Source organism: Variovorax sp. GW821-FHT10C12, assembly GCF_059415405.1.
On sequence record NZ_JBWKNE010000006.1, the window covers coordinates 332,747 to 354,655 of the forward strand.

The window sequence follows — 21,909 nt, forward strand, 5'->3', positions numbered from 1 at the left end:
GAATTGAACTTCCTCTCTTCCACCACTCAGGAGACAAACGCACATGGACACCACCCAACTCTTCTCGCTGAAGGGCCGCAGCGCCTTGATCACCGGCGGCTCGCGCGGCATCGGCCGCATGATTGCCGAGGGCTTTCTGGCGCAGGGCGCGCGCGTGTACATCTCGGCGCGCAAGGCGGCGGCTTGCGATCAGACGGCGAAGGAGCTGTCGGCTTTTGGGCATTGCGTGTCGCTGCCGGCTGATGTTTCTACTGTGGAAGGGGCTCAGGCGCTGGTCGATGCTTATGCGAAGCACGAAGGGTCGCTCGATATCCTGGTCAACAACGCTGGGGCTGCCTGGGGGGCGCCTTATGAAGAGTTTCCGGAGAGTGGCTGGGACAAGGTCGTCGACCTGAACTTGAAGACGCCGTTCTTCCTGACGAAGGCACTGACGCCGATGCTCAAGAAGGCGGCTACGGATCATCTGTCGAAGGTGATCAACATTGCTTCTATTGACGGGATTTCTGTGAATCCGCAGGAGACTTATTCGTATGCGGCGAGCAAGGCGGGGTTGATTCAGTTGACGCGGCGGATGGCGCTGCGGTTGGCGCAGGATCGGATCGTGGTCAGTGCGATTGCTCCGGGGGCGTTTGCTTCGGATATGAACAAGGATGCGCGGGATCACGGGGATGAGGTGAAGGGGCGCATTCCTGCTGGGCGCATTGGTACGCCTGAAGATATGGCTGGTGCTGCTATCTACCTGGCCTCTCGGGCTGGGGACTATGTGATGGGGTCTACGCTTGTGGTGGACGGGGGCGTTACGCACGCGCGCTAATCTTCTTGAGTTCCGAGGCCGGGTCTCGCCCCGGCAGGCGACCTACTTTTCTTTGCTTCGCCAAAGAAACGTAGGCAAAAGAAAGGCGACCCTACTGTCTGCGTCCCTCCGCTTCGCTGCGGGCAACCTGCGGTGCTCACGTTCCGCGGGGTCTCGCCCAAACTCGCTTCGCTCAAACAAGGGCGAGCCCTGATCCGCGAAACGCTGCGCTCCTCGGCACATACAGAAGGGATTTGGATACCAGCGGGCCATCGCTTCGCTCGGCCGGTGGGCCGCAGCAGGCGCTTCGCGCCTGCTGCGGCTGGGACTGGTCGCGACGTTGGTTGGAACTTGAACGGAGGCGCGCGCGCGAGTGCAGGCGTGCCTACGTGCACGAGCACCAACGCGAGCACGGGATTTGGCTGTTGGAAACTCCCGGGCCGAGCGAAGCGATGGCCCGAAGCTCCCCTCCCCTCTGGCTGCGCCGAGGAGCGCAGCGTTTCGCGGATCAGGGCTCGCAGCTGTTTGAGCGAAGCGAGTTCTGCGAGACCCCGCGAAACGTGAGCACCGCAGGTTGCCCGTAGCGAAGCGAAGGGTCGCAGACAGTGGGGTCGCCTTTTCTTTGCTTACTTTCTTTTGGCGAAGCAAAAGAAAGTGAGTCGCCCGCCGGGGCGAGACCCGGCCTCGGGAAGCAAAAGCCCCCTAGCCCCACCGAGGCACAGCCTCATCCTTCAACTGCTGCCTAAGCACCCCATAGTCAGGCACCACGCTTTCAACGGTCTCCCAAAACCGATGCGAGTGATCCATCACCCGCAGATGCGCCAACTCATGCGCCACAACGTAGTCGATCACCGGCAGGCGAAAGTGAATCAACCGCCAGTTCAACCGAATCGACCCATCCGCACTCGCACTCCCCCACCGCGTAGCAGCGTTAGAGAGCGACAACTTCTGCCATGACACCCCCAGCAGCGGCGCAAAGTGATCCAGCCGCTCGATGAACAGCTTGCGCGCTTGCCGCATCAACCAGGCCTGCGCCGCATCCCGAATCTGCGAGGGCGCCGCGTTCTGCGCCACAGCCAACCGCAGCGTCCGCGGGCCACCGCCTTCGACAGCGGGGTCGAGCGTGCCGCCCACGCTCGCGAAACCGTGCTTCGGATCGAGCCGGATCACCACCAGCTCGCCAAGAAAAGGAAACTCTGCCCCGTCTTCCCAGGCAATCCGCGTCGCCTCGACACGCGCATTGCGTTGCTGCGTCTCCGCCAGCTTGCGCAGAATCCAGTCGGCCTTCTCCCGCACCGCCGCATCGACATCCCGCAGCGTGACCCACCGCGGCGCACGCACCGACAAACCCTCGGCACCCACAAGAAAACCAATGGTCTTGCGCTGCCCCCGCTTGAACTCGTAGGCCACACGCGCCGACCCCAGTACCACTTCACGCGTGGCCTGCGGATGTGTGAAGTTCGCCAGAGTCAGCGTGTCAGCCAACGGCACCGCAGGACGCGGATCAACGGGCCCGATAGATGAAGGAGTGGCATCCACCACCGGCACAGGAGCAGCAGGTGGCACAGGCGCTGGCGCCTTCTTCCGCGGCCGCCGCGGCGGCGCAGCAGCAGGCGCCGGCGTGCTCCCCAGCCCCTCGAAGAGGTCCATCGTGAACTGCAGCATTCCCCGCATATCGGGCTCGGTCTGAGGCAGATGCGTCAGCCCGCTTCGCGCGGCAACGTCTGCTGCGGCTGCGCCGGGGTGTCGCTGTAAGCCTCAGGGTCGAGGCGGCGCATCTCGGCCTCGATCCAGGCTTCGACTTCGCGCATCAGCTCATCGGGCTTGCGGCCCACGCTCGAGATCGCCGGGCCGATCGACACGTCGACCACACCAGGACGCTTGATGAAAGCCTTGCGCGGCCAGACCTTGGCCGAGGTGACTGCAATCGGGATCACGGGCACGCCGGTCTCGCAGGCCAGGCGCGTGCCGCCGCTCTTGTAGGTGCCCTTCTGGCCGCGCGGAATGCGCGTGCCTTCGGGGAACATGATGATCCAGATGCCCTGCGCGAGCAGCTTGCGGCCCTGGCTCACGACCTTGTTGAAGGCCTGCGCGCGCTGGCTGCGGTCGATGTGGATCATGTCCAGCCGCGCCATCGCCCAGCCGAAGAAGGGCACGTAGATCAGTTCCTTCTTGAACACGTAGGCCAGCGGATGCGGCATCAGCGTGGGCATGAGGAAGGTCTCGAACGTGGACTGGTGCTTCACCAGCAGCACGGCGCCCGCGAGCTTGTCGGTCGGCAGGTTTTCCATGCCGGTCACGCGCGTGCGGATGCCCATGATCACGCGCGCGCCGTCGACGGCCCAGCCGAGCCAGCGCGCGGCCATCCAGTACAGCGGAATGCCGCGCTTCCAGAGCGAGCTGACGCACATGATGATGCCCCAGGGCACCACGGTGATAAGCATCCACAGGGCGTGGAGAACGGAACGGAGAAACGCCATCAGACAGCCACCTGCAGTGCAGCCCGCGCTTCGCGCGCGAGCAAAAAGTCGACAAAGGCGGCGAGGTCTTCATGCACCCTCGTGTCCGCCGGATATTCGGGAGGCAGCGGGTGAACCCCGCGGCACGCCGCACCCATGCCCGTGAGCAGCAAGTGCGGTTCGCAGCCGGCCGCGGCGCCGGCCTGCAGGTCGCGCAGGCTGTCGCCCGCGGTGGGCACGCCCTTCAGGTCGATGCCGAAGCGGTCGCCTATCTGAAGGAACAGCCCTTCCTTGGGCTTGCGGCAGTCGCAGCCTTCGTCGGGGCTGTGCGGGCAATAGAACACCGCGTCCACCTTGCCGCCCACGGCCGCGAGCATCTTGTGCATCTTGGCGTGCATGGCGTTGAGCGAGGCCATGTCGAACAGCCCGCGGCCCAGGCCCGACTGGTTGGACGCGACCACCACATGCCAGCCCGCATGGTTCAGGCGCGCCACGGCCTCGAGCGCACCGGGCAGCGGCGTCCACTCGATGTCGCTCTTGACGAAATCTTCGCGGTGCACGTTGATCGTGCCGTTGCGGTCGAGGATGACGAGCTTCATGGCGGAACCGCTCCTGGTGGAGGGATGGGGCACGGGATCAGACAGCCAGCCGCTCGAGCTGCGCCACGCGGTTCATCGCGCTGTGCAGCGACATCAGCAGGCCCAGGCGGTTCAGCCGCAGGTCGGCCTGCTCGGCATTGACCATCACGTCCGTGAAGAACGCATCGACCGGTTCGCGCAGCGCGGCCAGCGTCTGCAGCGAGCCGGTGTAGTCGCCCGCGTCGAACTGGGCGTTGGCGGCGGGCACGACCTGCGCCATGGCGGCGTGCAGCGCCTTCTCGGCGGGCTCCTGCAGCAGCAGTTCGCTGACGTGCGCGTCGGCCTCGGGTGCCTTCTTCAGGATGTTGCCGATGCGCTTGTTGGCGGCGGCCAGCGCGGCGGCGGCGGGCAGTGCGGCAAAGGCGCGCACGGCCGCCAGCAGCTTGGGCACTTCGCCCAGGCGCTGCGGCAGCGGGGCCAGCACGGCGTCGACTTCCTGGGCGCTGGCGCCCTGCTCGCGCAGGCTGCCAGCAAGGCGGTCGAGGATGAAGTCGCGCAGCTCGACCGTGGCCTTGCTGCTGTCGAAACCGTCGATGGCGCTGAACTGCGCGGCGGCGTCCTGCAGCAGCGCATCGAGCCCCAGCGCGAGGTCTTTCTCGATCAGCATGCGGATCACGCCCAGCGCGTGGCGGCGCAGCGCGAACGGGTCGCGGTCGCCGGTGGGCAGGTTGCCGATGCCGAACATGCCGACCAGCGTCTCGAGCTTGTCGGCCAGCGCGACCACGAGGCCCACGCTGTTGCGCGGCAGCTCGTCACCGGCAAAGCGCGGCTTGTAGTGGTCTTCGATGGCGTCGGCCACGGCGGCATCCAGGCCGTCATGCAGCGCGTAATAGCGGCCCATGGTGCCCTGCAGCTCGGGGAACTCGCCGACCATGTCGGTCACGAGGTCGGCCTTGGCCAGTTGCGCGGCCTGGGTGGCCTGCGCGGCGAGCGTCGCGTCGCCGAGCTTCTCGGCAATGCCGCGCGCGATGTGCATCACGCGCTGCACGCGTTCGCCCTGCGTGCCGAGCTTGTTGTGATAGACCACCTTGCCCAGCGATTCGACGCGCGAGGCCAGCGATTTCTTGCGGTCCTGGTCGAAGAAGAACTTGGCGTCGGCCAGGCGCGGGCGCACCACGCGCTCGTTGCCGCCGGTCACGGCGCTCGCGTCGTCGGGGCTGATGTTGCTGACGACGAGGAACTTGTTCGTGAGCTTGGCTTGCGCGTCGAGCAACGGGAAGTACTTCTGGTTGGCCTTCATCGTGAGGATGAGGCACTCCTGTGGCACTTCGAGGAACTCGCGCTCAAAGCTGCAGACCAGCACGTTGGGGCGCTCGACCAGCGCCGTGACTTCGTCGAGCAGCGCATCGTCGTGGATCGGCACCGAGCCGCCGCCGACCTTGACCGCAGCCGCCGCGAGCTGGCGTGCGATTTCGGCGCGGCGCGCTTCAAAGCTCGCGATGACGGCGCCGTCGTCCTGCAGCTGCAGGGCGTAGCTGTTGGCATCGCGCAGAACGACCGGGTCAACCGCTGCTTCAAAGCGGTGGCCATGCGTTTCGCGGCCGGCCTTCAGGCCCAGCGCCTCGATGGGCACCACGGTGTCGGCATGCAGCGCCACGAGGCCGTGCGCGGGGCGCACGAAGCTCACGCTGCTCCAGCCCGGCAGCTCGCAGCCGCTTTCGAGCTGGTAGCTCATGACCTTCGGGATCGGCAGCTTGGCGATGGCTTCGGCCAGGGCCTTCTGCAGGCCTTCGGCCAGCGTGGCGCCCTTGGCGGTGCTTTCGTAGAACAGGGCTTCGGCCTTGCCGTCCATGGCGCGCTTGAGGCCCGGCACGGCCGAGGCGTCGGCGCCGAGCGCGGCCAGGCGCTTGAGCAGCGCGGGCGTGGGCTGGCCCGAGGCGTCGAGCCCCACGGCCACGGGCATGAGCTTCTGCGACACGGCCTTGTCGGCGGCGCGCTCGGCCACGTGCGTGAGGTGCGCGGCCAGGCGGCGCGGCGACGCGTAGGGCGTGAGCACCGAGCCGGCTTCGGCCAGGCCTTGGGCCACGAGCTGGTCGCGCAGCACGCCCGCGAAAGCCTCGCCGAGCTTCTTCAGCGCCTTGGGCGGCAGCTCTTCGACAAACAGTTCAACCAGCAGGGAGTTCTTGTTGTTCATGGGGGTCGTCATCGCTCAGGCGGCTTTCTTCGGGGGCATCTGCGCCACCCACTCGCGCGGGGCCATCGGGAAGCCCAGGCGTTCGCGGCTGTCGTAGTAGCTCTGCGCCACGCTGCGCGCGAGGTTGCGGATGCGGCCGATGTAGGCCGCGCGCTCGGTCACGCTGATCGCGCCGCGCGCGTCCAGCAGGTTGAAACTGTGCGCGGCCTTGAGCACCTGCTCGTAGGCCGGCAGCGCGAGCTGCTCGGTCATGAGGTGCTTGGCCTGCTTTTCGTGCGCGGCGAAGGCGGTGAAGAGGAACTCGGCGTCGCTGTGCTCGAAGTTGTAGGTCGACTGCTCGACCTCGTTCTGCTTGTAGACGTCGCCGTAGCTCAGGCCGTCGGTCCACGTGAGGTTGTAGACGTTGTCCACGCCCTGCAGGTACATGGCCAGGCGCTCCAGGCCGTAGGTGATCTCGCCGGTGATGGGCTTGCAGTCGATGCCGCCGACCTGCTGGAAGTAGGTGAACTGCGTCACTTCCATGCCGTTGAGCCAGACCTCCCAGCCCAGGCCCCAGGCGCCGAGCGTGGGGTTCTCCCAGTCGTCTTCGACGAAGCGGATGTCGTTCTTCTTCAGGTCGAAGCCCAGGGCCTCGAGGCTGCCGAGGTAGAGCTCGAGGATGTTGCTGGGCGCGGGCTTGAGCACGACCTGGTACTGGTAGTAGTGCTGCAGGCGGTTGGGGTTCTCGCCGTAGCGGCCGTCCTTGGGGCGGCGGCTGGGCTGCACATAGGCGGCCTTCCAGGGCTCGGGGCCGAGCGCGCGCAGGAAGGTGGCGGTGTGCGAGGTGCCCGCGCCCACTTCCATGTCGTACGGTTGCAGGAGCGCACAGCCCTTGTCGGCCCAGTACGACTGCAGTTTGAGAATGATTTGCTGGAAGGTCAACATGAAGCTGGCCGGCGTCGGGGGCCGGACATTGGACGGGACGGTGGCGCGGCACAGGCCGCGAAAGCGGACGATTTTACGTTCGCGGGAGGGCATCTCTCCCACAGCCGCTCGGGATGCCGGCTGCCGCGACAGCCCGTGCGGCTGTGGGACAAAGCCCGGCCCCGCACGCTTTTTTGCGTTTCCCGCCGCTTTCGGCACTTTCCTGCGCTTTCCCCCTCTCTCACTGCATGGCACCGCCCCACATCGGCCCCGACACTCCTTTCTTCATCGTGCTCAACGCCGGCTCCGGCAGCGAGAGCACTGCGCAGGCCCGCCAGGTCATCGACGACGCCTTTGCCGCAGACGGCCGCCGGCACCGCGTGTTCCTCGTGGACGGCCCCGGCCGCGTGCAGGCGCTGGCGCGCGAAGCGGTCGAACGGGCCCGGGCCGTGGGCGGCGTGGTGGTGGCCGCGGGCGGCGACGGCACCATCAACGCCGTGGCCCAGGCCACGCTGGGCAGCGGCTGCCCCTTCGGCGTGCTGCCGCAGGGCACCTTCAACTACTTCAGCCGCACCCACGGCATCCCGCGCGACACGGCGCAGGCGCTGCAGGTGCTGCTCACGCAGCAGCCCCGGGCGGTGCAGGTGGGGCTGGTGAACGACCGCGTGTTCCTGGTGAATGCCAGCATGGGCCTGTATGCCGACCTGCTGGAGGAACGCGAAAGCCACAAGGCACGCTTCGGCCGCCACCGCTGGATCGCCTTCTACTCGGGCCTGCTCACGGTGCTGCGCGGGCGCCATCGCCACTGGCAGCTGCGCATCGCCTCGCACGGCCACGAGCGCGACATCCGCACGCCCACGCTGTTCGTGGGCAACAACCCGTTGCAGCTGATGCAGGCGGGCGTCGACCACGCCGAGGCGCCCGAGCAGGGCCGGCTGACCGCCGTGGCGCTCAAGCCGGTCGGCCTGCTGTCGATGCCGGGGCTGCTGGTGCGCGGCGCGCTCGGGCGGCTGGGCGACGCCGACGAGGTGTTGAGCTTTCCCTTCGAGTCGATGACGGTGAAGGCCGGCCGGCTGCGCACGCCGCGCCGCGTGAAGATCGCGACCGACGGCGAGATCGACTGGGTCGACATGCCCCTGCTGTTCCGCGTGGCGCCCGACCCGCTATGGCTGGTGCGGCCCGACAGCGCGCCCGAACTGGAGGCGGCACGGCCATGAGCTGCCTGCTGCAAGTGTCCGACCCGCACTTCGGCACCGAGCAGCCCGAGGTGCTGCGGGCGCTCGAGCGCCTGGCGCACGCGCTGGCGCCGCAGGCGGTGCTGCTGTCGGGCGACATCACGCAGCGCGCCACGCGCCGCCAGTTCGCGGCGGCGCGCGCCTTTGCCGAGCGGCTCGCGGCGCCGGTGGTCGCGATTCCGGGCAACCACGACATCCCGCTGTTGCAGCTGGCGGCGCGCGTCTTTGCGCCGTACGGCCGCTACACCGAGGCCTTCGGCCCCGACCTGGAGCCGGTGTTCGCCTGCGACGACTGGCTGGTGGTCACGGTCAACACGACGCGCTGGTACCGGCACGAGGACGGCGAGGTGTCGCCGGCGCAGGTCGAGCGCGTCGCGGCCAGGCTGGCGAACGCCACGGCCCGGCAGGTGCGCGTGGTCGTGACGCACCAGCCGGTGCTGGTGACGCGGCCCGAAGACCGGCAGAACCGCCTGCACGGGCGCGAGGCGGCGGTGGCGCGCTGGACGGCGGCGGGCGCCGACCTGATCGTCGGCGGCCACATCCACCTGCCTTTCGTGCGCCCGCTGGACGAGCGCTTTCCGGGCTGCCCGCCCACGGCCTGGGCGGTGCAGGCCGGCACAGCGGTGTCGACGCGCGTGCGCTGGGACGCGCCGAATTCGGTGAACGTGCTGCGCACGGAAGCGTCCGGCGACGGCGCGCAGCGTGTCTGCATGGTCGAACGCTGGGACCACTCGGCGGCCGACAAGGCCTTCATGCCCGTTGACCTGTTACGGCTTCCGCTTGCCAGCCGCGCGGCGGCCCCTTAGGGTTGCGCCGCATGCCTCCTGCGGACACCCTTCTTCTTTCTTCTTCAGCCCCCTTGGTTCTTCTCGCACAACAGCTGGGCGAACACGCCCTGGCTTGGTTCGCGCTCGCGCTGACCGTCTCGGTGCTTGGCGCCGGCCTCGCCTGCCGGATGCTGCAGCGGCGCCATCCGCTGCCCGACACCGGCGAGCCTGACGAATCGCGCCTGGCGCTCGGCCTGGGCCTGGGCTTCGTGCTGATCCTTGCGGCGGCGGTGCTGGTCGCGTGGATCGCCTCGCACCTGGGCGACGGCCGCACCATGGGCCGCGCCGACCAAGCGCTGGCCGACGCCATCGCCGCCCATGTGCCGTGGGGCGCGCTCGTGAGCTTCAGCTGGCTCACACACCTGGGCGACGCGCAACTGCTCGCGCCCGTGTGCCTTGTGGTCGCGCTGCTGCTGTGGCGCCACGCGCACCGCGGGCTGGCGCTGGGCTGGGTGACCGCTCTCGGCGGCATCGTGGTGCTGAACCCTGCGCTCAAGCACATCTTTGCGCGGGCCCGGCCGGTGCATGACCACGGGCTGGCACTGGAGACGAGCTTCAGCTTTCCCAGCGGCCACAGCGCGGGCGCGATCGTGAGTTACGGGATGCTGCTGTACTTGGCGCTGCGGCTGCTGCCGGCGCGCTGGCATGTGCCGGCCGCCATGGCCGCGGTGGCGGCCATCGTCACCATCGCCTGCAGCCGGATCTTCCTGCAGGTGCACTTCGCGAGCGATGTCGCGGCCGGCCTGCTGACCGGCCTGGGCTGGCTGCTCGTGTGCGTGAGCAGCCTGGAGTACGCGCGGCACCGCAAGCGCCGCACCGCGCGCTGATCGTCGATCAGTATTCCCAGAAGATGCGCTGAAGTTCTTTCGTGTTGTTGGTCTTGGTCAAGGCCACCATCGCCAGGATGCGCGCCTTCTGCGGGCGCAGATCGTGCGCCACCACCCAGTCGTACTTGTCGTCAGGCTGCTCGGCGTTGCGGATCACGAAGCCGTCGGGCACGCGCGAGCTGCGGATGACGATCACGCCGTCGCTGCGTGCCTTCTGCAGGTTCGGCACGATGCGGTCGGCCACCGAGCCGTTGCCCGTGCCGCCGTGGATGAGCGCCTTGGCGCCGCTCTTGGCGATCGCGTCGATGGCCACCGACGACACGCCTTCGTAGCCCATCGCGATCTCGACCGGCGGCAGCGCGGTGATGCTGTCGATGTCGAACTCGGAGCTCATCGTGTGGCGCTTGACCGGCGCGCGGAACCAGTAGTTCTTGCCCTCGACGATCATGCCCAGCGGACCCCACTGGCTGGAGAACGCGCTGGTCTTGATGTTGACGTTCTTGCTCACGTCGCGGCCGGTGTCGATGTTGTCGCCCATCGTCACGAGCACGCCCTTGCCCATCGCGTCCTTGCTGCCCGCCACGTTCACCGCGTCGTACAGGTTGAGCGCGCCGTCGGCCGACAGGGCCGTGCCCGGGCGCATCGAGCCGACCACCACGATCGGCTTGTTGGTGTGCACGGTCAGCGTCAGGAAGTAGGCGGTTTCTTCCAGCGTGTCGGTGCCGTGGGTGATGACGATGCCGTCCACGTCCGACTGCTTGGACAGCGCCGAGACGCGCTTGGCGAGCGTCATCAGGTTGTCGTTGGTGAGGCTTTCCGATGCGACCTGGAACACCTGCTCGCCACGCACGTTGGCGACCTTGGCCAGCTCGGGCAGGCCAGCGATGAGCTTCTCGACGCCGACCTTGGCGGCTGCGTAGGTGGCGCTGTTGACGGCCGACGCGCCGGCGCCGGCGATGGTGCCGCCGGTCGCCAGGATCACCACGTTGGGCAGCGCCTGCTGGGCCTGCACGAGCGCGCTGGCCGCGAGCAGTGCGGCACCGGCCGCAAAGGCACGGAAATGGGTAGAAAAGTACATACGGGCTCCTTGGTTTGAGGATGATTTCTCGAGGCGGCGAGGAAGATACATGAACCATGCCCGCATGCCATGCCGCTGCATGCCGGCATGGCATGCGGTCATGCGCCGGCCTTAGAGGGCCAGCAGCCAGCCAGTCACCGCCGCGAGCCCGACGACCCACACCGGCGACAGGCGCGCGTAGACCAGCAGCCCGAACGCCGCCAGCGCCAGCCCGAAGTCGGCCTTCGAGTGGATGGCGCTCGTCCACACCGGGTCGTAGAGCGCGGCGAGCAGCACGCCGACGACCGCCGCGTTCACGCCCGCCATCGCGCGCTGGACGCCGTCGCGCTGGCGCAGCGTCTCCCAGAACGGCAGCGCACCCGCCACGAGCAGGAAGGCCGGCAGGAAGATGGCCAGCAGCAGCGCCACGCCGCCCACCCATCCGCCGAACGGCCCCGGCATGGCGGCGCCGAGGAAGGCCGCGAAGGTGAACAGGGGCCCCGGCACGGCCTGCGCTGCGCCGTAACCCGCCAGGAACACGTCGTTCGAGACCAGGCCCGTCGGCACCACGCCCGCCTGCAGCAAGGGCAGCACGACGTGGCCCCCGCCAAACACCAGCGCGCCCGACCGGTAGAAGGACGCGATGACGGACAGTGGCGGCCACTGCGTCGCCGCAGCCAGCATCGGCAGTGCGACGAGCAGCGCTGCGAACAGGCCCAGCAGCGCGGCACCGGTCGCCTTGCTCACGCCGTGGTCGCGGTGCTGCGCGGCGGGCAGGTGGCCGGGCGGCAGCGCCCATCGGCCGACGACGCCCCCGGCGACGATGGCGGCGATCTGCCCCATGGCCGAAGGCACCGCGAGCACCAACAGCGCCGCGGCGATGGCGACGCCTGCGCGCAACCGGTCGGGGCACAGCGACTTCGCCATGCCCCACACCGCCTGCGCCACGACGGCCACCGCGACGACCTTCAACCCGTGCACCGCGCCCGATTGCGCCAAGCCTGCCCAGTGCGTGACCCCGGCCGCAAAGAGAATGAGCGCCACGGCGGACGGCAGCGTGAACCCGAGCCACGCCGCCAGCGCCCCGCCCCAGCCCGCGCGGCCGAGCCCCAGCGCGATGCCGACCTGGCTGCTCGCGGGACCGGGCAGGAACTGGCACAGCGCCACGAGGTCGGAATAGCGCTTGTCGTCGAGCCACTTGCGGCGCTCCACGAACTCCGTGCGGAAGTAGCCCAGGTGCGCCACCGGTCCGCCGAAGGAGGTCAGGCCGAGCTTCAGGAAAGCGAGAAAGACTTCGAGCACCGAGCCCCTGGCAAGCAAGGCGCCTGCGCCGTCAACGGCCGGTGGTGGGGCGACATGCTTGGGGCGGTGGTGCTTCACGGGCGACGACTCCGAATGCGCATCCGCCGGTGCGCCTCAGCCCCGGGTGCGCCCGGGCCGGAAGAAGACCGCGCCCAGCGCGACGATGGCCAGCGCCGCGATCCACAGCGGCCACAGGCCGAAGGGCGCGACCCAGCGCGCAAAGGGCGTGAGCCCGCGCCGGCCCTCGACCTGCGCTTCGAGCACGCCGCGCGTGAGACGCGGCAGCTGGTGCGTGACGCGGCCCGCGGCGTCGATCACCACGGTGGCGCCGGTGTTGGTGGAACGCACCATCGGCCGCGCGAACTCGAGCGCACGCATGCGCGAGATGGCCAGGTGCTGGTCGATGGCGACCGAGTCGCCGAACCAGGCGATGTTGCTGACGTTGAGCAGGACCGTCGGCGCCGTGGCCTCGTCGCGGAAGTTGGCGCCGATCTCGTCGCCGAACAAATCTTCGTAGCAGATGTTGGGCGCGATGCGCTGGCCCTGCCAGACGAAGGGCGCCTGCGCGAGGCCGCCGCGCTCGAAGTCGCCCAGCGGGATGCTCATCATGCGGATGAACCAGCGAAAGCCCGGCGGAATGAATTCGCCGAAGGGCACGAGGTGGTGCTTGCTGTAGGCGTAGGGCTGCGCCGCGCCACCGGGCATGAAGCCGAGCACGGCGTTGCGGTAGGTGCCCGGCCCGTCGCCGAGCGGCAGGCCGACGATGGCCGCCTGCTGCGCGCCCGGCTGGCCGTAGCGCTCCTGGATCGCGTCGAGGTAACCGGCGGGCAGCTGGCGCGGCAGCAGCGGCAGCGCGGTTTCGGGCGTGACCACGAGTTGGGCCTTGGCATCGCGCAGCTGTTCGGCGTACCAGCGCAGCGCGGTTTCGATGCCGCCGCCGGGAATGAATTTCTCGTCCTGCGGGATGTTGCCCTGCAGCAGCGCGACCTGCAGCGTGCCGGTGGCGCCCTGCGCGCCGCGCGCATCGGCGGGCAGCGGCGAGACAAGGTTGGGCAGCACGAAGACCGCGGCGAGCAGCGCTGCAGCCAGCGCCGTCGGAACCACGCCGCGCAGCGGCAGGCGCCGCGCGACCAGCGCCACGGCCAGTGCCGCCGCGGCGCCGATGCCGTACACGCCGACCCACGGCGCCAGCGCGGCCAGCGGGCCGTCGACATGGGCGTAGCCGCCCGCGCCCCAGGGAAAGCCGGTGAACCAGCTGCCGCGCACGAGCTCGGCCAGCGTCCACAGCGCGGCGAACACGAAGGCCCCCGCGACGCGCCCCGCCGGCCCGCGCACCACGAACCAGGCGCAGGCCACGGCGTAGTAGAGCCCGAGCGCCGCGGCCAGCGCGAGCACGGCGATCACCGCCAGCGGCGCCGGCAGCCCGCCGTAGGTGTGCATCGAAATGAAGAGCCACCAGAAGCTGCCGGTGAGCCAGGCGGTCGCGAACACCCAGCCGTGCAGGCCGGCGCGGCGCCAGCCCGCGCCCTGCGCGCGCAGGCCGTCGAGCAGCCAGACCAGCCCGGCCAGCGACAGCAGCTGCAGCCACCACAGCGGGCGGCCGTCGCCGGGCCATGCGATGGACAGGGCTTGCGCCACGCCCGCCAGGCCGAAGCCGAGCAGACGCAGGAAGCCGCTGGCGGCGGAGGAAGGGGGAGAGGTGGGCGAGACGCGGGCCGGGGCCGCTGCTGCGGGCGCCGGCATCAGTCGGCCGCGTCGCCGCCGCGCGCCGGCGACACCCGGAACCAGCGCACCGCGCCGCCCTTGGTGTGCAGCACGACGAAGTCGAAGCCGCCGATGGCGTGGTGCTCGCCGCGCTTGGGCACGTGGCCCATCTCGTGCGCAATGAGTCCGCCGATGGTGTCGAAGTCTTCGCTCAGCTGTTCTTCATTGAAGACGATGCCGAAAGCCTCGGCCACGCGTTCGATGGGCGTGTCGCCCGAGACGCGGTAGGTGTGGTCGGCCAGGCCGAAGATGTCGCCTTCGTCTTCGGCGATGTCGAACTCGTCCTCGATCTCGCCGACGATCTGCTCGAGCACGTCCTCGATGGTGATGAGGCCGGCCACGCGGCCGAACTCGTCGATGACGATGGCCAGGTGGTTGCGGTTGCCGCGGAATTCGCGCAGCAGGTCGTTCAGGCCCTTGCTCTCGGGCACGAAGGTGGCCGGGCGCAGCAAGGCGCGGATGTTCAGGCCCGGCGCGCGCTGCAGCTTGAGCAGGTCCTTCGCGAGCAGGATGCCGATGATGTTTTCTTTTTCGCCCTCGTAGACCGGAAAGCGCGAGTGCGCGGTCTGGATCACGGCGTGCAGCAGCGCGTCGAAGGGCGCGTCGATGTTCACGAGGTCCATGCGCGGCGCCGCGACCATCACGTCACCGGCCGTCATGTCGGCCATGCGCAGCACGCCTTCGAGCATCACGCGCGATTCGGCGCCGATCACCTCGTTGTCCTCGGCATCGGCAAGGGTTTCGATCAGCTCGTCGCGTGAATCGGGGCCGGGGTGGATGAATTCGGCGAGCTTCTGGAGAAAGCCACGCTTGTCTTCCCGTTCAACGGGAGCGCGTTCAGGGTGAGGGTCGGCCACTGCGGGAGGGCGGAGTTGAAGAGAGACAAGGATAACGGATTGCGCATGACAGGCTCTACCGTCCGGCCGGCATAGGCCGCCCTCGCCCGCTCAGGGGGCCGACTTGCTGCGGGCGTCGCGCATGCCGCTGCGCACTTCCTGCAGGCTCGCCAGGAAGGCCCAGAACTGCTTGGCGCGGCTCTTGAGTGCGAAATCGACCGCGGCGTAGTGCTCCAGCGCGATCTCGCTCATGCGACTGTCGAAGGTGGCGGTGGGCAGCTGCAGGTGAGCTTCCGACTCGGAGCCGCTGCGCACCACGGTGGCGCCGGCGTTGCGGGCGATCTTGAGCATGGCCGCGTTTTCGCTCAGCGCATGGATGAAGAGCATGCCCACGCCTTCGTTGCGCGCGGCAACCACGGCGCGCTCGAACAGGCGCGCGCCATAGCCGCGGCCGCGGGCGTGCGACGACACGGACACGCCGAACTCGGCGCAGTCGCTGTGCTGGTCGCTGGGCGCGTAGGCCACGTGCGCCATCGCGATCAGGTCGAGACGGCGGTTGTAGATGCCGAAGAGTTCGTCACGGTCGAAGTCCAGGCCTTCGACATAACGCAAAACCTGCTCGTCGGCCGCGGCATAGCCGAAGCGCAGGTAGCGGTCGTGCGGTGTCAGATCCAGCAGGTGGCGCGCGATGCGTTCGCGTTCGCGCGGGCCGATCGAGCGGATCGGCACCATGACGGGTGGGGGCGCGCTGACGGCGCGCGGTTGCGCCTCAACCATCGGCGCCTTCAGGAAAGAGCCGAGGCCGAGAGACGCTTTGAGGAGGGTCTTGGCGGTAAGCATGGCTCCAATGTAAGGGTTTTCCCTTAATCACCAAGCCCGCAAGGACACTTTCAGGACGCATTCGTGACTCGATACCAGAGTCCGTGGTGTTTACGCAACCAATTTGTGGTTAAACGGGCACAGATGTTGTGGCTTTGACACGATCGAGCACGAAGCTGGTCTTGCAGTCTTCGACGCTGGGGTGCTTGAGCAGGGTGTCCATGATGAAGCGGCTGTAGTGCGCCATGTCGGCCACCACCACGCGCAGCAGGTAGTCCATGTCGCCGGTGAGGGCCGCGCACTCGACCACCTCGGGCCAGGTCTGCACGCTGGCGCGGAACAGGTCCATGGGGTTGCGCTTGTGGCTTTCGGTGTGCTTTTCGAGCCGCACGTTCAGGTAGGCCGTGAGGCCCAGGCCGACCGCCTCGGGCTGGACCAGCGCCACGTAGCGGTCGATGACCTTGTGCTCTTCCAGCCGCTTGACCCGCCGCAGCACGGCGCTGGGCGACAGGCTGACCTGCTCCGCGATCTGGTCGTAGGTGGCGCGGCCGTCTGCTTGCAGCATGCGCAGAATGAGCCGATCTATCTTGTCGAGTGCTTCCATTTCCTCATTTTTGCAGTTTTACTGCGCCATGACCATCCAGGGCGCCCAGAAACGCAGAAAACCTGAAAGCCTTCCGACCTACAGTGCAGCACGGCCCGGATCCGGGCCTTTGTTTTCCTTTCTGCACAACTTTCCCCACTTTTCGGAGACAGCATCCATGAGCCACGCCGACGCCCCCGCCTTCACGCCCTGGGAGAACCCGATGGGCACCGACGGCTTCGAATTCATCGAATACGCGGCACCCGATCCGGTTGCGATGGGCAAGGTGTTCGAGCGCATGGGCTTCGTGGCCATCGCCAAGCACCGCCACAAGAACGTGCTGCTGTACCGCCAGGGCACGATCAACTTCATCCTGAATGCCGAGCCCGATTCGTTCGCCCAGCGTTTTGCGCGCGAGCACGGCCCGAGCGTGTGCGCCATCGCCTTCCGCGTGCAGGACGCCAAGCAGGCCTACGAACGCGCCACCGCGCTGGGCGCCTGGGGCTTCGCCGACAAGGCCGGCCCGGGCGAGCTGAACATTCCCGCCATCAAGGGCATCGGCGACAGCCTGATCTACCTGGTGGACCGCTGGCCCGGCAAGAACGGCGCGCAGCCGGGCGACATCGGCAACATCGGCTTCTACGACGTGGACTTCGAGGCGCTGCCGGGCGTGTCGTCGCAGGACGCGCTGGCGCGCAAGGGCAACGGCCTGACCTACATCGACCACCTGACGCACAACGTGTACCGCGGCCGCATGGACGTGTGGGCCAACTTCTACGAGAAGCTCTTCAACTTCCGTGAAGTGAAGTACTTCGACATCGAAGGCCAGGTGACGGGCGTGAAGAGCAAGGCCATGACCAGCCCCTGCGGCAAGATCCGCATCCCGATCAACGAAGAAGGCAAGGAGCAGGCCGGCCAGATCCAGGAGTACCTGGACATGTACAAGGGCGAGGGCATCCAGCACATCGCCATGGGCTCGGACGACCTGTACGAGAGCGTCGACGCGCTGCGCGCCAACGGCGTGACGCTGCTGGACACCATCGACACCTACTACGAGCTGATCGACAAGCGCATCCCCGAGCACGGCGAAAGCGTGGCCGAGCTGAAGAAGCGCAAGATCCTGATCGACGGCAAGAAGGACGCGCTGCTGCTGCAGATCTTCAGCGAGAACCAGCTGGGCCCGATCTTCTTCGAGTTCATCCAGCGCAAGGGCGACGACGGCTTCGGCAACGGCAACTTCAAGGCGCTGTTCGAGAGCATCGAGCTCGACCAGATGCGCCGCGGCGTGCTGAGCGCCGCAAAATAAGGCGCTTCACCACTGCCCTGGAGCCCGGCATGCGCCACGCGTCTTCTTCGACTGTCGTCACTTCCTTCGTCGCGGCAGCCGCCGCTGCGGTCGTGCTCTCGGGCTGCGCTTCGGCGCCGCCCGCGGCCGGCCCGGGTGCCTCGCACTTGGACACGGTGCAGAAGGCGGCGGTGCTGCGCATCTGCACGCCGGGCGACTACCGGCCCTTCAGCTTCCAGAAAGCCGACGCCTCGTTCGAAGGCATCGACGTCGACCTGATGACCGGCTTCAGCGCCAGCCTCGGCGCCAAGCCCGAATGGGTCAAGACGACGTGGGCCAACCTGCTGCCCGACCTGGCCGCCGGCAAGTGCGACATCGCCGTGGGCGGCGTGTCGGTGACCACCGACCGCCAGAAGCGCGCCTTCTTCAGCGCGCCCTACATGGTCAACGGCAAGACGCCCATCGCGCGCTGCGCCGACGTGGCCAAGTACCAGAGCGTGGCGGCCATCGACCAGCCGTCGACCCGTGTGATCTTCAACCCGGGCGGCAGCAACGAACGCTTCGCCCGCACCAACTTCAAGCAGGCCAGGCTCACGCTGCACGGCGAGAACGTCACGATCTTCGACGAGATCCTGGCCAATCGCGCCGACGTGTTCGTCACCGAATCGGCCGAGGCCATCACGCAGCAGAAGCTCAAGCCCGGGCTGTGCGCCGTGAACCCCGACAAGCCGCTGCAGTACGGCGAGATGGCCTGGATGCTGCCGCGCGACGACGTGGCTTTCAAATCGTATGTCGACCAATGGCTGCACCTGCAGCAAGCCGGCGGCGACTTCCAGCGCGTGATGGACCGCTGGCTCAAGTAACCCGAGAAACCGAACGCCCCATGGATTCCCCCGCCGCCGTTGTCACCCCCGCCGTCTATGGCGCCTCCGATCGCCCGCCGCGCGGCGACTACTCGCGCGGCGGTTCGGTGCAAGCCGACTACACCTGCCCGCAAGACTGGGCCAGCTACACGGCGGCCGACCACGACACCTACAAGCGGCTGTACGAACGCCAGGCCGCGCAGCTGACGGGCCTGGCCTGCGACGCCTTCATCAAGTCGCTGCCGCTGCTCGGCGTGAAGGACCGCATCCCGCGCTTCGAGGAACTCAACGAGCGCCTGCACCGCGCCACCGGCTGGGAGATCGTCGCGGTGCCGGGGCTGATTCCCGAGCTGCCCTTCTTCACGCTGCTGGCGAACCGCAAGTTCCCGGTGACCGACTGGATCCGCAAGCCCGAAGAGTTCGACTACATCGTCGAGCCCGACGTGTTCCACGACCTGTTCGGCCACGTGCCGATGCTGTTTGACCCGACCTTCGCCGACTACGTCCAGCGTTACGGCCAGGGCGGCATCAAGGCGCACGAGCTGGGCGCGGGCGAGAAGCTGGCGCGGCTGTACTGGTACACGGTGGAGTTCGGCCTGATCCGCCAGCCCGAGGGCCTGCGCGCCTACGGCGCCGGCATCCTGAGCTCGGTCGGCGAACTGCAGCACGCGGTGCGCAGCCCCGAGCCGCACCGCCTTCCGCTCGACCTGCTGCGCACCATGCGTACCCAATACAAGATCGACACCTACCAGGCCAACTACTTCGTGATCGAGAACTTCGCGCAGCTCTTCGATCTCACGGCACCCGACTTCACGCCGCTGTACCGCGCGCTCGAGGTCGAGGCCGACATCCCGGCCGGCGTGCTGCTGCCGGGCGAATCCGGCAACGCCTGATCGGCATCTGTGTGACCCCGGCGCGCCGCGGCGGCTATCGCCTGCGCGACACCGGGTATGCGCCCCTAGGACAAGCCCGCTGGCGGGTGGGAGGCATTGGCTCCCACAATCCGCGCCAAAGGAGCTTGCATGCAGACATCCGCGCGACAGAACTACCCGGCCGGCGTGCCGCACGAGATTCATCCGGAGCAGTACCGCTCCCTGCCTCACATGTTCGACGAGGCTTTCGGCCGCTACAAGGACCGGCCCTTCTCGGTCTGCATGGAGCGCTGGATGTCGTACGGCGAGCTCGACACGCTCTCGAAGGCGATGGGTGCCTGGCTGCAATCGCAGGGCCTCGCGCCCGGTGCGCGGGTGGCGATCATGCTGCCCAACGTGCCGCAGTTCGCGGTCACGATGTGCGCCGTGCTGCGCGCGGGCTACACCTGCGTCAACGTCAATCCGCTGTACACGGCGCGCGAGCTGGAGCACCAGCTCAAGGACTCCGGCGCCACCGCCATCGTCATCCTCGAGAACTTTGCCGCCACGCTCGAACAGGTGATCGAGCGCACGCCGGTCAAGCACGTTGTGATGACCGCGATGGGCGACCTGCTCGGCGGGCTGTACGGCGCGTGGATCACGGTGGCCGTGCGCCACTTGGCCAAGATGGTGCCGCCCTACAAGCTGCCGCTGAGCGACGGCCGCACGGTCACGCCGTTCAAGCAGGCGATTGCCGAAGGCCGCGGGCGCACGCTCGCGCCCGACCAGAGCACGCTCGATTCGATCGCCTTCCTGCAGTACACGGGTGGCACCACCGGCCTGTCGAAGGGTGCGGTGCTGACCCACCGCAACATCGTGGCCGCCACGCTGCAGGCCGAGGCCTGGTTCACGCCCGCGCTGGCCCGGGCCGGCGACCTGGCGAAGGTCAACAGCATTGCCGCGCTGCCGCTGTATCACATCTTCGCGCTGACGCTGTGCCTGCTGGTGATCCGCCAGGGCTCGCACATGACGCTGATTCCGAACCCGCGCGACTTCAACAAGTTCGTCGCGGTGCTAAAGAAACGGCCCTTCCACATGCTGCCGGCCGTGAACACCTTGTTCAACGCGCTGCTGATGCACCCGGAATTCAAGACGGTCGACTTCTCCACGCTGTTTGTCTCGCAGGCCGGCGGCATGGCCGCCTCCGAAGGCACGGCGCGCAAGTGGTTCGAGGCCACCGGCTGCCCGATGATCGAAGGCTGGGGCATGAGCGAGACCTGCGCGATCGGCACCAACAACCCGGTGTCGAACACGAAGTTCACGGGCACCATCGGATTGCCGTTGCCGAGCATTGAGATCGCGATCAAGGACGATGAAGGCCAATCGCTGCCGATCGGCCAAGCGGGCGAGCTGTGCATCAAGGGGCCGAACGTGATGACCGGCTACTACAACCAGCCCGCCGAAACAGCGGCGGCCTTCACGGCCGACGGCTTCATGCGCACCGGCGACATCGCCGTGATGCAGGAAGACGGCTACAGCCGGATCGTCGACCGAAAGAAGGACATGATCCTCGTGAGCGGTTTCAACGTGTTCCCCAACGAGCTGGAGAACGTGATTTCGCTGTGCCCGGGGGTTGTCGAATGCGCAGCCGTCGGCGTGCCGGACGAGAAGCAAGGCGAAGCCATCAAGGTCTTCGTGGTCCGCAAGGACCCGACGCTGACGGAAGACGCCGTGCTCCAGTACTGCAACGGACAGCTCACCGGCTACAAGCGGCCAAAGCACATCGAGTTCCGCGAGTCGCTGCCCAAGACCAACGTGGGGAAGATCCTGCGGCGCGAGCTGCGCACCAGCGCCGGTGCCTGAGCGCGTGGGGCACCGCGGGGAAGCCAGCGCCAGGCTGCCGGCGAATGTCGTCGTGTTCGAGCGGGGCTGGCTGTCTTCGAACAACATCCTCTTCGTCGGAGCCGAGGAAACGGCGCTGGTCGACACCGGCTATGCCACGCATGCCGATCAGACGCTGGCCCTGGTGGAGTCGGTGTTGGGCAAACGTCCACTCGATCGGGTGCTGAACACGCACCTGCACAGCGATCACTGCGGGGGGAACGCGGCGTTGCAGCAGCGCTACCCGTCGTTGCGGACGGACATTCCGCCTGGAGAAGCGGCGCTGGTCGAGCGATGGGATGCCGAAGGCCTGAGTTTTCTTGCGACGGGGCAGAGTTGCCCGCGTTTTGCTTTCACCGGACTGCTCGAGCCTGGCACTGAATGCCTGTTGGGGGATAGCGCGTGGCAAGTGCACGGCGCTCCGGGCCACGATCAGCACTCGGTGATCCTGTTCGATCCGGTCTCTCGAACCCTGATTTCCGCGGATGCGCTCTGGGAAAGCGGGTTTGGCATCGCCTTTCCCGAGCTGATGGGCGAGCCTTCATTCGGAGATATCGAGGCGACGCTCGATTTGATCGGGAGATTAGCGCCACGACAGGTGATTCCAGGACATGGAAGAGTCTTTGGCGATGTCGACCGAGCCTTGCAGACGGCGCGCCGGCGGCTGTCTGGCTTAGAGCGCGATCCTGTGAAGCACGCACGTCATGCGATGAAGGTGCTGATGAAGTTCAAACTTCTGGAGCTGCACGCGGTGTCGCATGCAGAGTGGAATGCGTGGCTTGCTGGGACGCCGTATTTCGAGCTGATTCGAGCTCGATTCTTTGCAGAAGAGACGCTGGAAGCTCTGACGTC

The 21,909-nt window shown here is 67.8% G+C and carries 20 protein-coding genes; 9 read left to right on the top strand and 11 right to left on the bottom strand.

Annotation, left to right across the window (positions count from 1 at the left end; genetic code table 11):
- The first annotated feature begins 43 nt into the window (after positions 1-43).
- Positions 44-814, top strand: a complete 771-nt coding sequence (locus AC07OH_RS24565; RefSeq protein ID WP_062478757.1) for an SDR family oxidoreductase — start codon at positions 44-46, stop codon at positions 812-814.
- Between the two features lie 681 nt (positions 815-1,495).
- On the opposite strand, the gene AC07OH_RS24570 is transcribed toward AC07OH_RS24565, so the two are convergent.
- Genes AC07OH_RS24570 through glyQ form a run of 5 tightly spaced genes read right to left on the bottom strand, consistent with a single transcriptional unit; the run spans position 1,496 to position 6,948 of the window.
- Positions 1,496-2,467: a M48 family metallopeptidase gene (locus AC07OH_RS24570; protein ID WP_492683824.1), complete on the bottom strand. Its 972-nt coding sequence runs from the start codon at positions 2,465-2,467 to the stop codon at positions 1,496-1,498.
- 26 nt (positions 2,468-2,493) lie between these two features.
- Positions 2,494-3,273: a lysophospholipid acyltransferase family protein gene (locus AC07OH_RS24575; protein WP_495302440.1), complete on the bottom strand. Its 780-nt coding sequence runs from the start codon at positions 3,271-3,273 to the stop codon at positions 2,494-2,496.
- Entirely contained in the window at positions 3,273-3,851 is a 579-nt protein-coding gene (gene gmhB, locus AC07OH_RS24580) for a D-glycero-beta-D-manno-heptose 1,7-bisphosphate 7-phosphatase (protein ID WP_070062939.1), read from the bottom strand. Before gmhB ends, AC07OH_RS24575 begins: the two co-directional genes overlap by 1 nt.
- A 37-nt stretch (positions 3,852-3,888) precedes the next feature.
- Positions 3,889-6,024 (bottom strand): glycine--tRNA ligase subunit beta, encoded by a 2,136-nt coding sequence (gene glyS / locus AC07OH_RS24585; protein WP_489062945.1) that lies wholly within the window; start codon positions 6,022-6,024, stop codon positions 3,889-3,891.
- Positions 6,025-6,039: 15 nt separating this feature from the next.
- A complete protein-coding gene (gene glyQ, locus AC07OH_RS24590) occupies positions 6,040-6,948 on the bottom strand; it encodes a glycine--tRNA ligase subunit alpha (protein ID WP_062481784.1) in 909 nt (302 codons plus the stop codon).
- A gap of 227 nt (positions 6,949-7,175) precedes the next feature.
- On the opposite strand from glyQ, the gene AC07OH_RS24595 reads away from it, so the two are divergent.
- From AC07OH_RS24595 to AC07OH_RS24605, 3 genes are read left to right on the top strand one after another with little or no spacing between them, the layout of a single operon-like run.
- Positions 7,176-8,144, top strand: coding sequence for a diacylglycerol/lipid kinase family protein (locus AC07OH_RS24595; protein WP_495302441.1), 969 nt, complete (start codon positions 7,176-7,178; stop codon positions 8,142-8,144).
- Positions 8,141-8,968, top strand: a complete 828-nt coding sequence (locus tag AC07OH_RS24600) for a metallophosphoesterase family protein (protein ID WP_495302442.1) — start codon at positions 8,141-8,143, stop codon at positions 8,966-8,968. The genes AC07OH_RS24595 and AC07OH_RS24600 overlap by 4 nt, the downstream gene beginning before the upstream one ends.
- A gap of 53 nt (positions 8,969-9,021) precedes the next feature.
- Positions 9,022-9,816, top strand: a complete 795-nt coding sequence (locus AC07OH_RS24605) for a phosphatase PAP2 family protein (RefSeq protein WP_495302443.1) — start codon at positions 9,022-9,024, stop codon at positions 9,814-9,816.
- Between the two features lie 7 nt (positions 9,817-9,823).
- Here the strand turns inward: AC07OH_RS24605 and AC07OH_RS24610 are convergent, their stop codons facing one another.
- The 6 genes from AC07OH_RS24610 to AC07OH_RS24635 all read right to left on the bottom strand — a co-directional run bounded on the left by AC07OH_RS24610 (position 9,824) and on the right by AC07OH_RS24635 (position 16,198).
- Positions 9,824-10,894 carry an asparaginase gene (locus tag AC07OH_RS24610; protein WP_495302444.1) on the bottom strand — a complete coding sequence of 357 codons (1,071 nt, stop codon included), beginning with the start codon at positions 10,892-10,894 and terminating at the stop codon, positions 9,824-9,826.
- 111 nt (positions 10,895-11,005) lie between these two features.
- Positions 11,006-12,253: a chromate efflux transporter gene (gene chrA, locus AC07OH_RS24615; protein WP_495302445.1), complete on the bottom strand. Its 1,248-nt coding sequence runs from the start codon at positions 12,251-12,253 to the stop codon at positions 11,006-11,008.
- 36 nt (positions 12,254-12,289) lie between these two features.
- The gene (lnt, locus tag AC07OH_RS24620; protein WP_495302446.1) at positions 12,290-13,918 is read right to left on the bottom strand and encodes an apolipoprotein N-acyltransferase; all 1,629 of its coding nucleotides are present in this window, start codon (positions 13,916-13,918) and stop codon (positions 12,290-12,292) included.
- Positions 13,918-14,796: a CorC family transporter gene (locus AC07OH_RS24625; RefSeq protein WP_062482253.1), complete on the bottom strand. Its 879-nt coding sequence runs from the start codon at positions 14,794-14,796 to the stop codon at positions 13,918-13,920. Before AC07OH_RS24625 ends, lnt begins: the two co-directional genes overlap by 1 nt.
- Positions 14,797-14,886: 90 nt before the next feature.
- On the bottom strand, positions 14,887-15,615 hold the full coding sequence (locus AC07OH_RS24630) for a GNAT family N-acetyltransferase (RefSeq protein WP_489062908.1): 729 nt from the start codon (positions 15,613-15,615) through the stop codon (positions 14,887-14,889).
- 109 nt (positions 15,616-15,724) lie between these two features.
- Entirely contained in the window at positions 15,725-16,198 is a 474-nt protein-coding gene (locus tag AC07OH_RS24635) for an Lrp/AsnC family transcriptional regulator (RefSeq protein ID WP_070062947.1), read from the bottom strand.
- A 157-nt stretch (positions 16,199-16,355) separates the two neighbouring features.
- Here AC07OH_RS24635 and hppD point away from each other — a divergent pair, with 157 nt between their 5' ends.
- From hppD to AC07OH_RS24660, 5 genes are all read left to right on the top strand, one after another.
- Entirely contained in the window at positions 16,356-17,483 is a 1,128-nt protein-coding gene (hppD, locus tag AC07OH_RS24640) for a 4-hydroxyphenylpyruvate dioxygenase (RefSeq protein WP_070062948.1), read from the top strand.
- A 29-nt stretch (positions 17,484-17,512) separates the two neighbouring features.
- On the top strand, positions 17,513-18,325 hold the full coding sequence (locus tag AC07OH_RS24645) for a transporter substrate-binding domain-containing protein (RefSeq protein ID WP_070062949.1): 813 nt from the start codon (positions 17,513-17,515) through the stop codon (positions 18,323-18,325).
- 20 nt (positions 18,326-18,345) lie between these two features.
- Complete coding sequence (gene phhA, locus AC07OH_RS24650) at positions 18,346-19,218, top strand: phenylalanine 4-monooxygenase (RefSeq protein ID WP_495302447.1); 873 nt, start codon at positions 18,346-18,348, stop codon at positions 19,216-19,218.
- A 129-nt stretch (positions 19,219-19,347) separates the two neighbouring features.
- Entirely contained in the window at positions 19,348-21,039 is a 1,692-nt protein-coding gene (locus AC07OH_RS24655; RefSeq protein ID WP_495302448.1) for an AMP-binding protein, read from the top strand.
- A partial coding sequence (locus tag AC07OH_RS24660) for an MBL fold metallo-hydrolase (RefSeq protein WP_495302449.1) occupies positions 21,032-21,909 on the top strand: 878 nt, incomplete at its 3' end. The genes AC07OH_RS24655 and AC07OH_RS24660, both read left to right, overlap by 8 nt.

Excerpts from the sequence above, each read along its gene's own strand:
- AC07OH_RS24610 (WP_495302444.1), bottom strand. The coding sequence starts at position 10,894 with ATGTACTTTTCTACCCATTTCCGTGCCTTTGCGGCCGGTGCCGCACTG.
- AC07OH_RS24595 (WP_495302441.1), top strand. The coding sequence starts at position 7,176 with ATGGCACCGCCCCACATCGGCCCCGACACTCCTTTCTTCATCGTGCTC.
- AC07OH_RS24575 (WP_495302440.1), bottom strand. The coding sequence starts at position 3,273 with ATGGCGTTTCTCCGTTCCGTTCTCCACGCCCTGTGGATGCTTATCACC.
- AC07OH_RS24645 (WP_070062949.1), top strand. The coding sequence starts at position 17,513 with ATGCGCCACGCGTCTTCTTCGACTGTCGTCACTTCCTTCGTCGCGGCA.
- AC07OH_RS24565 (WP_062478757.1), top strand. The coding sequence starts at position 44 with ATGGACACCACCCAACTCTTCTCGCTGAAGGGCCGCAGCGCCTTGATC.
- AC07OH_RS24635 (WP_070062947.1), bottom strand. The coding sequence starts at position 16,198 with ATGGAAGCACTCGACAAGATAGATCGGCTCATTCTGCGCATGCTGCAA.
- phhA (WP_495302447.1), top strand. The coding sequence starts at position 18,346 with ATGGATTCCCCCGCCGCCGTTGTCACCCCCGCCGTCTATGGCGCCTCC.
- AC07OH_RS24600 (WP_495302442.1), top strand. The coding sequence starts at position 8,141 with ATGAGCTGCCTGCTGCAAGTGTCCGACCCGCACTTCGGCACCGAGCAG.
- gmhB (WP_070062939.1), bottom strand. The coding sequence starts at position 3,851 with ATGAAGCTCGTCATCCTCGACCGCAACGGCACGATCAACGTGCACCGC.
- glyQ (WP_062481784.1), bottom strand. The coding sequence starts at position 6,948 with ATGTTGACCTTCCAGCAAATCATTCTCAAACTGCAGTCGTACTGGGCC.
- hppD (WP_070062948.1), top strand. The coding sequence starts at position 16,356 with ATGAGCCACGCCGACGCCCCCGCCTTCACGCCCTGGGAGAACCCGATG.
- AC07OH_RS24570 (WP_492683824.1), bottom strand. The coding sequence starts at position 2,467 with ATGCGGGGAATGCTGCAGTTCACGATGGACCTCTTCGAGGGGCTGGGG.
- lnt (WP_495302446.1), bottom strand. The coding sequence starts at position 13,918 with ATGCCGGCGCCCGCAGCAGCGGCCCCGGCCCGCGTCTCGCCCACCTCT.
- AC07OH_RS24630 (WP_489062908.1), bottom strand. The coding sequence starts at position 15,615 with ATGCTTACCGCCAAGACCCTCCTCAAAGCGTCTCTCGGCCTCGGCTCT.
- AC07OH_RS24655 (WP_495302448.1), top strand. The coding sequence starts at position 19,348 with ATGCAGACATCCGCGCGACAGAACTACCCGGCCGGCGTGCCGCACGAG.
- glyS (WP_489062945.1), bottom strand. The coding sequence starts at position 6,024 with ATGAACAACAAGAACTCCCTGCTGGTTGAACTGTTTGTCGAAGAGCTG.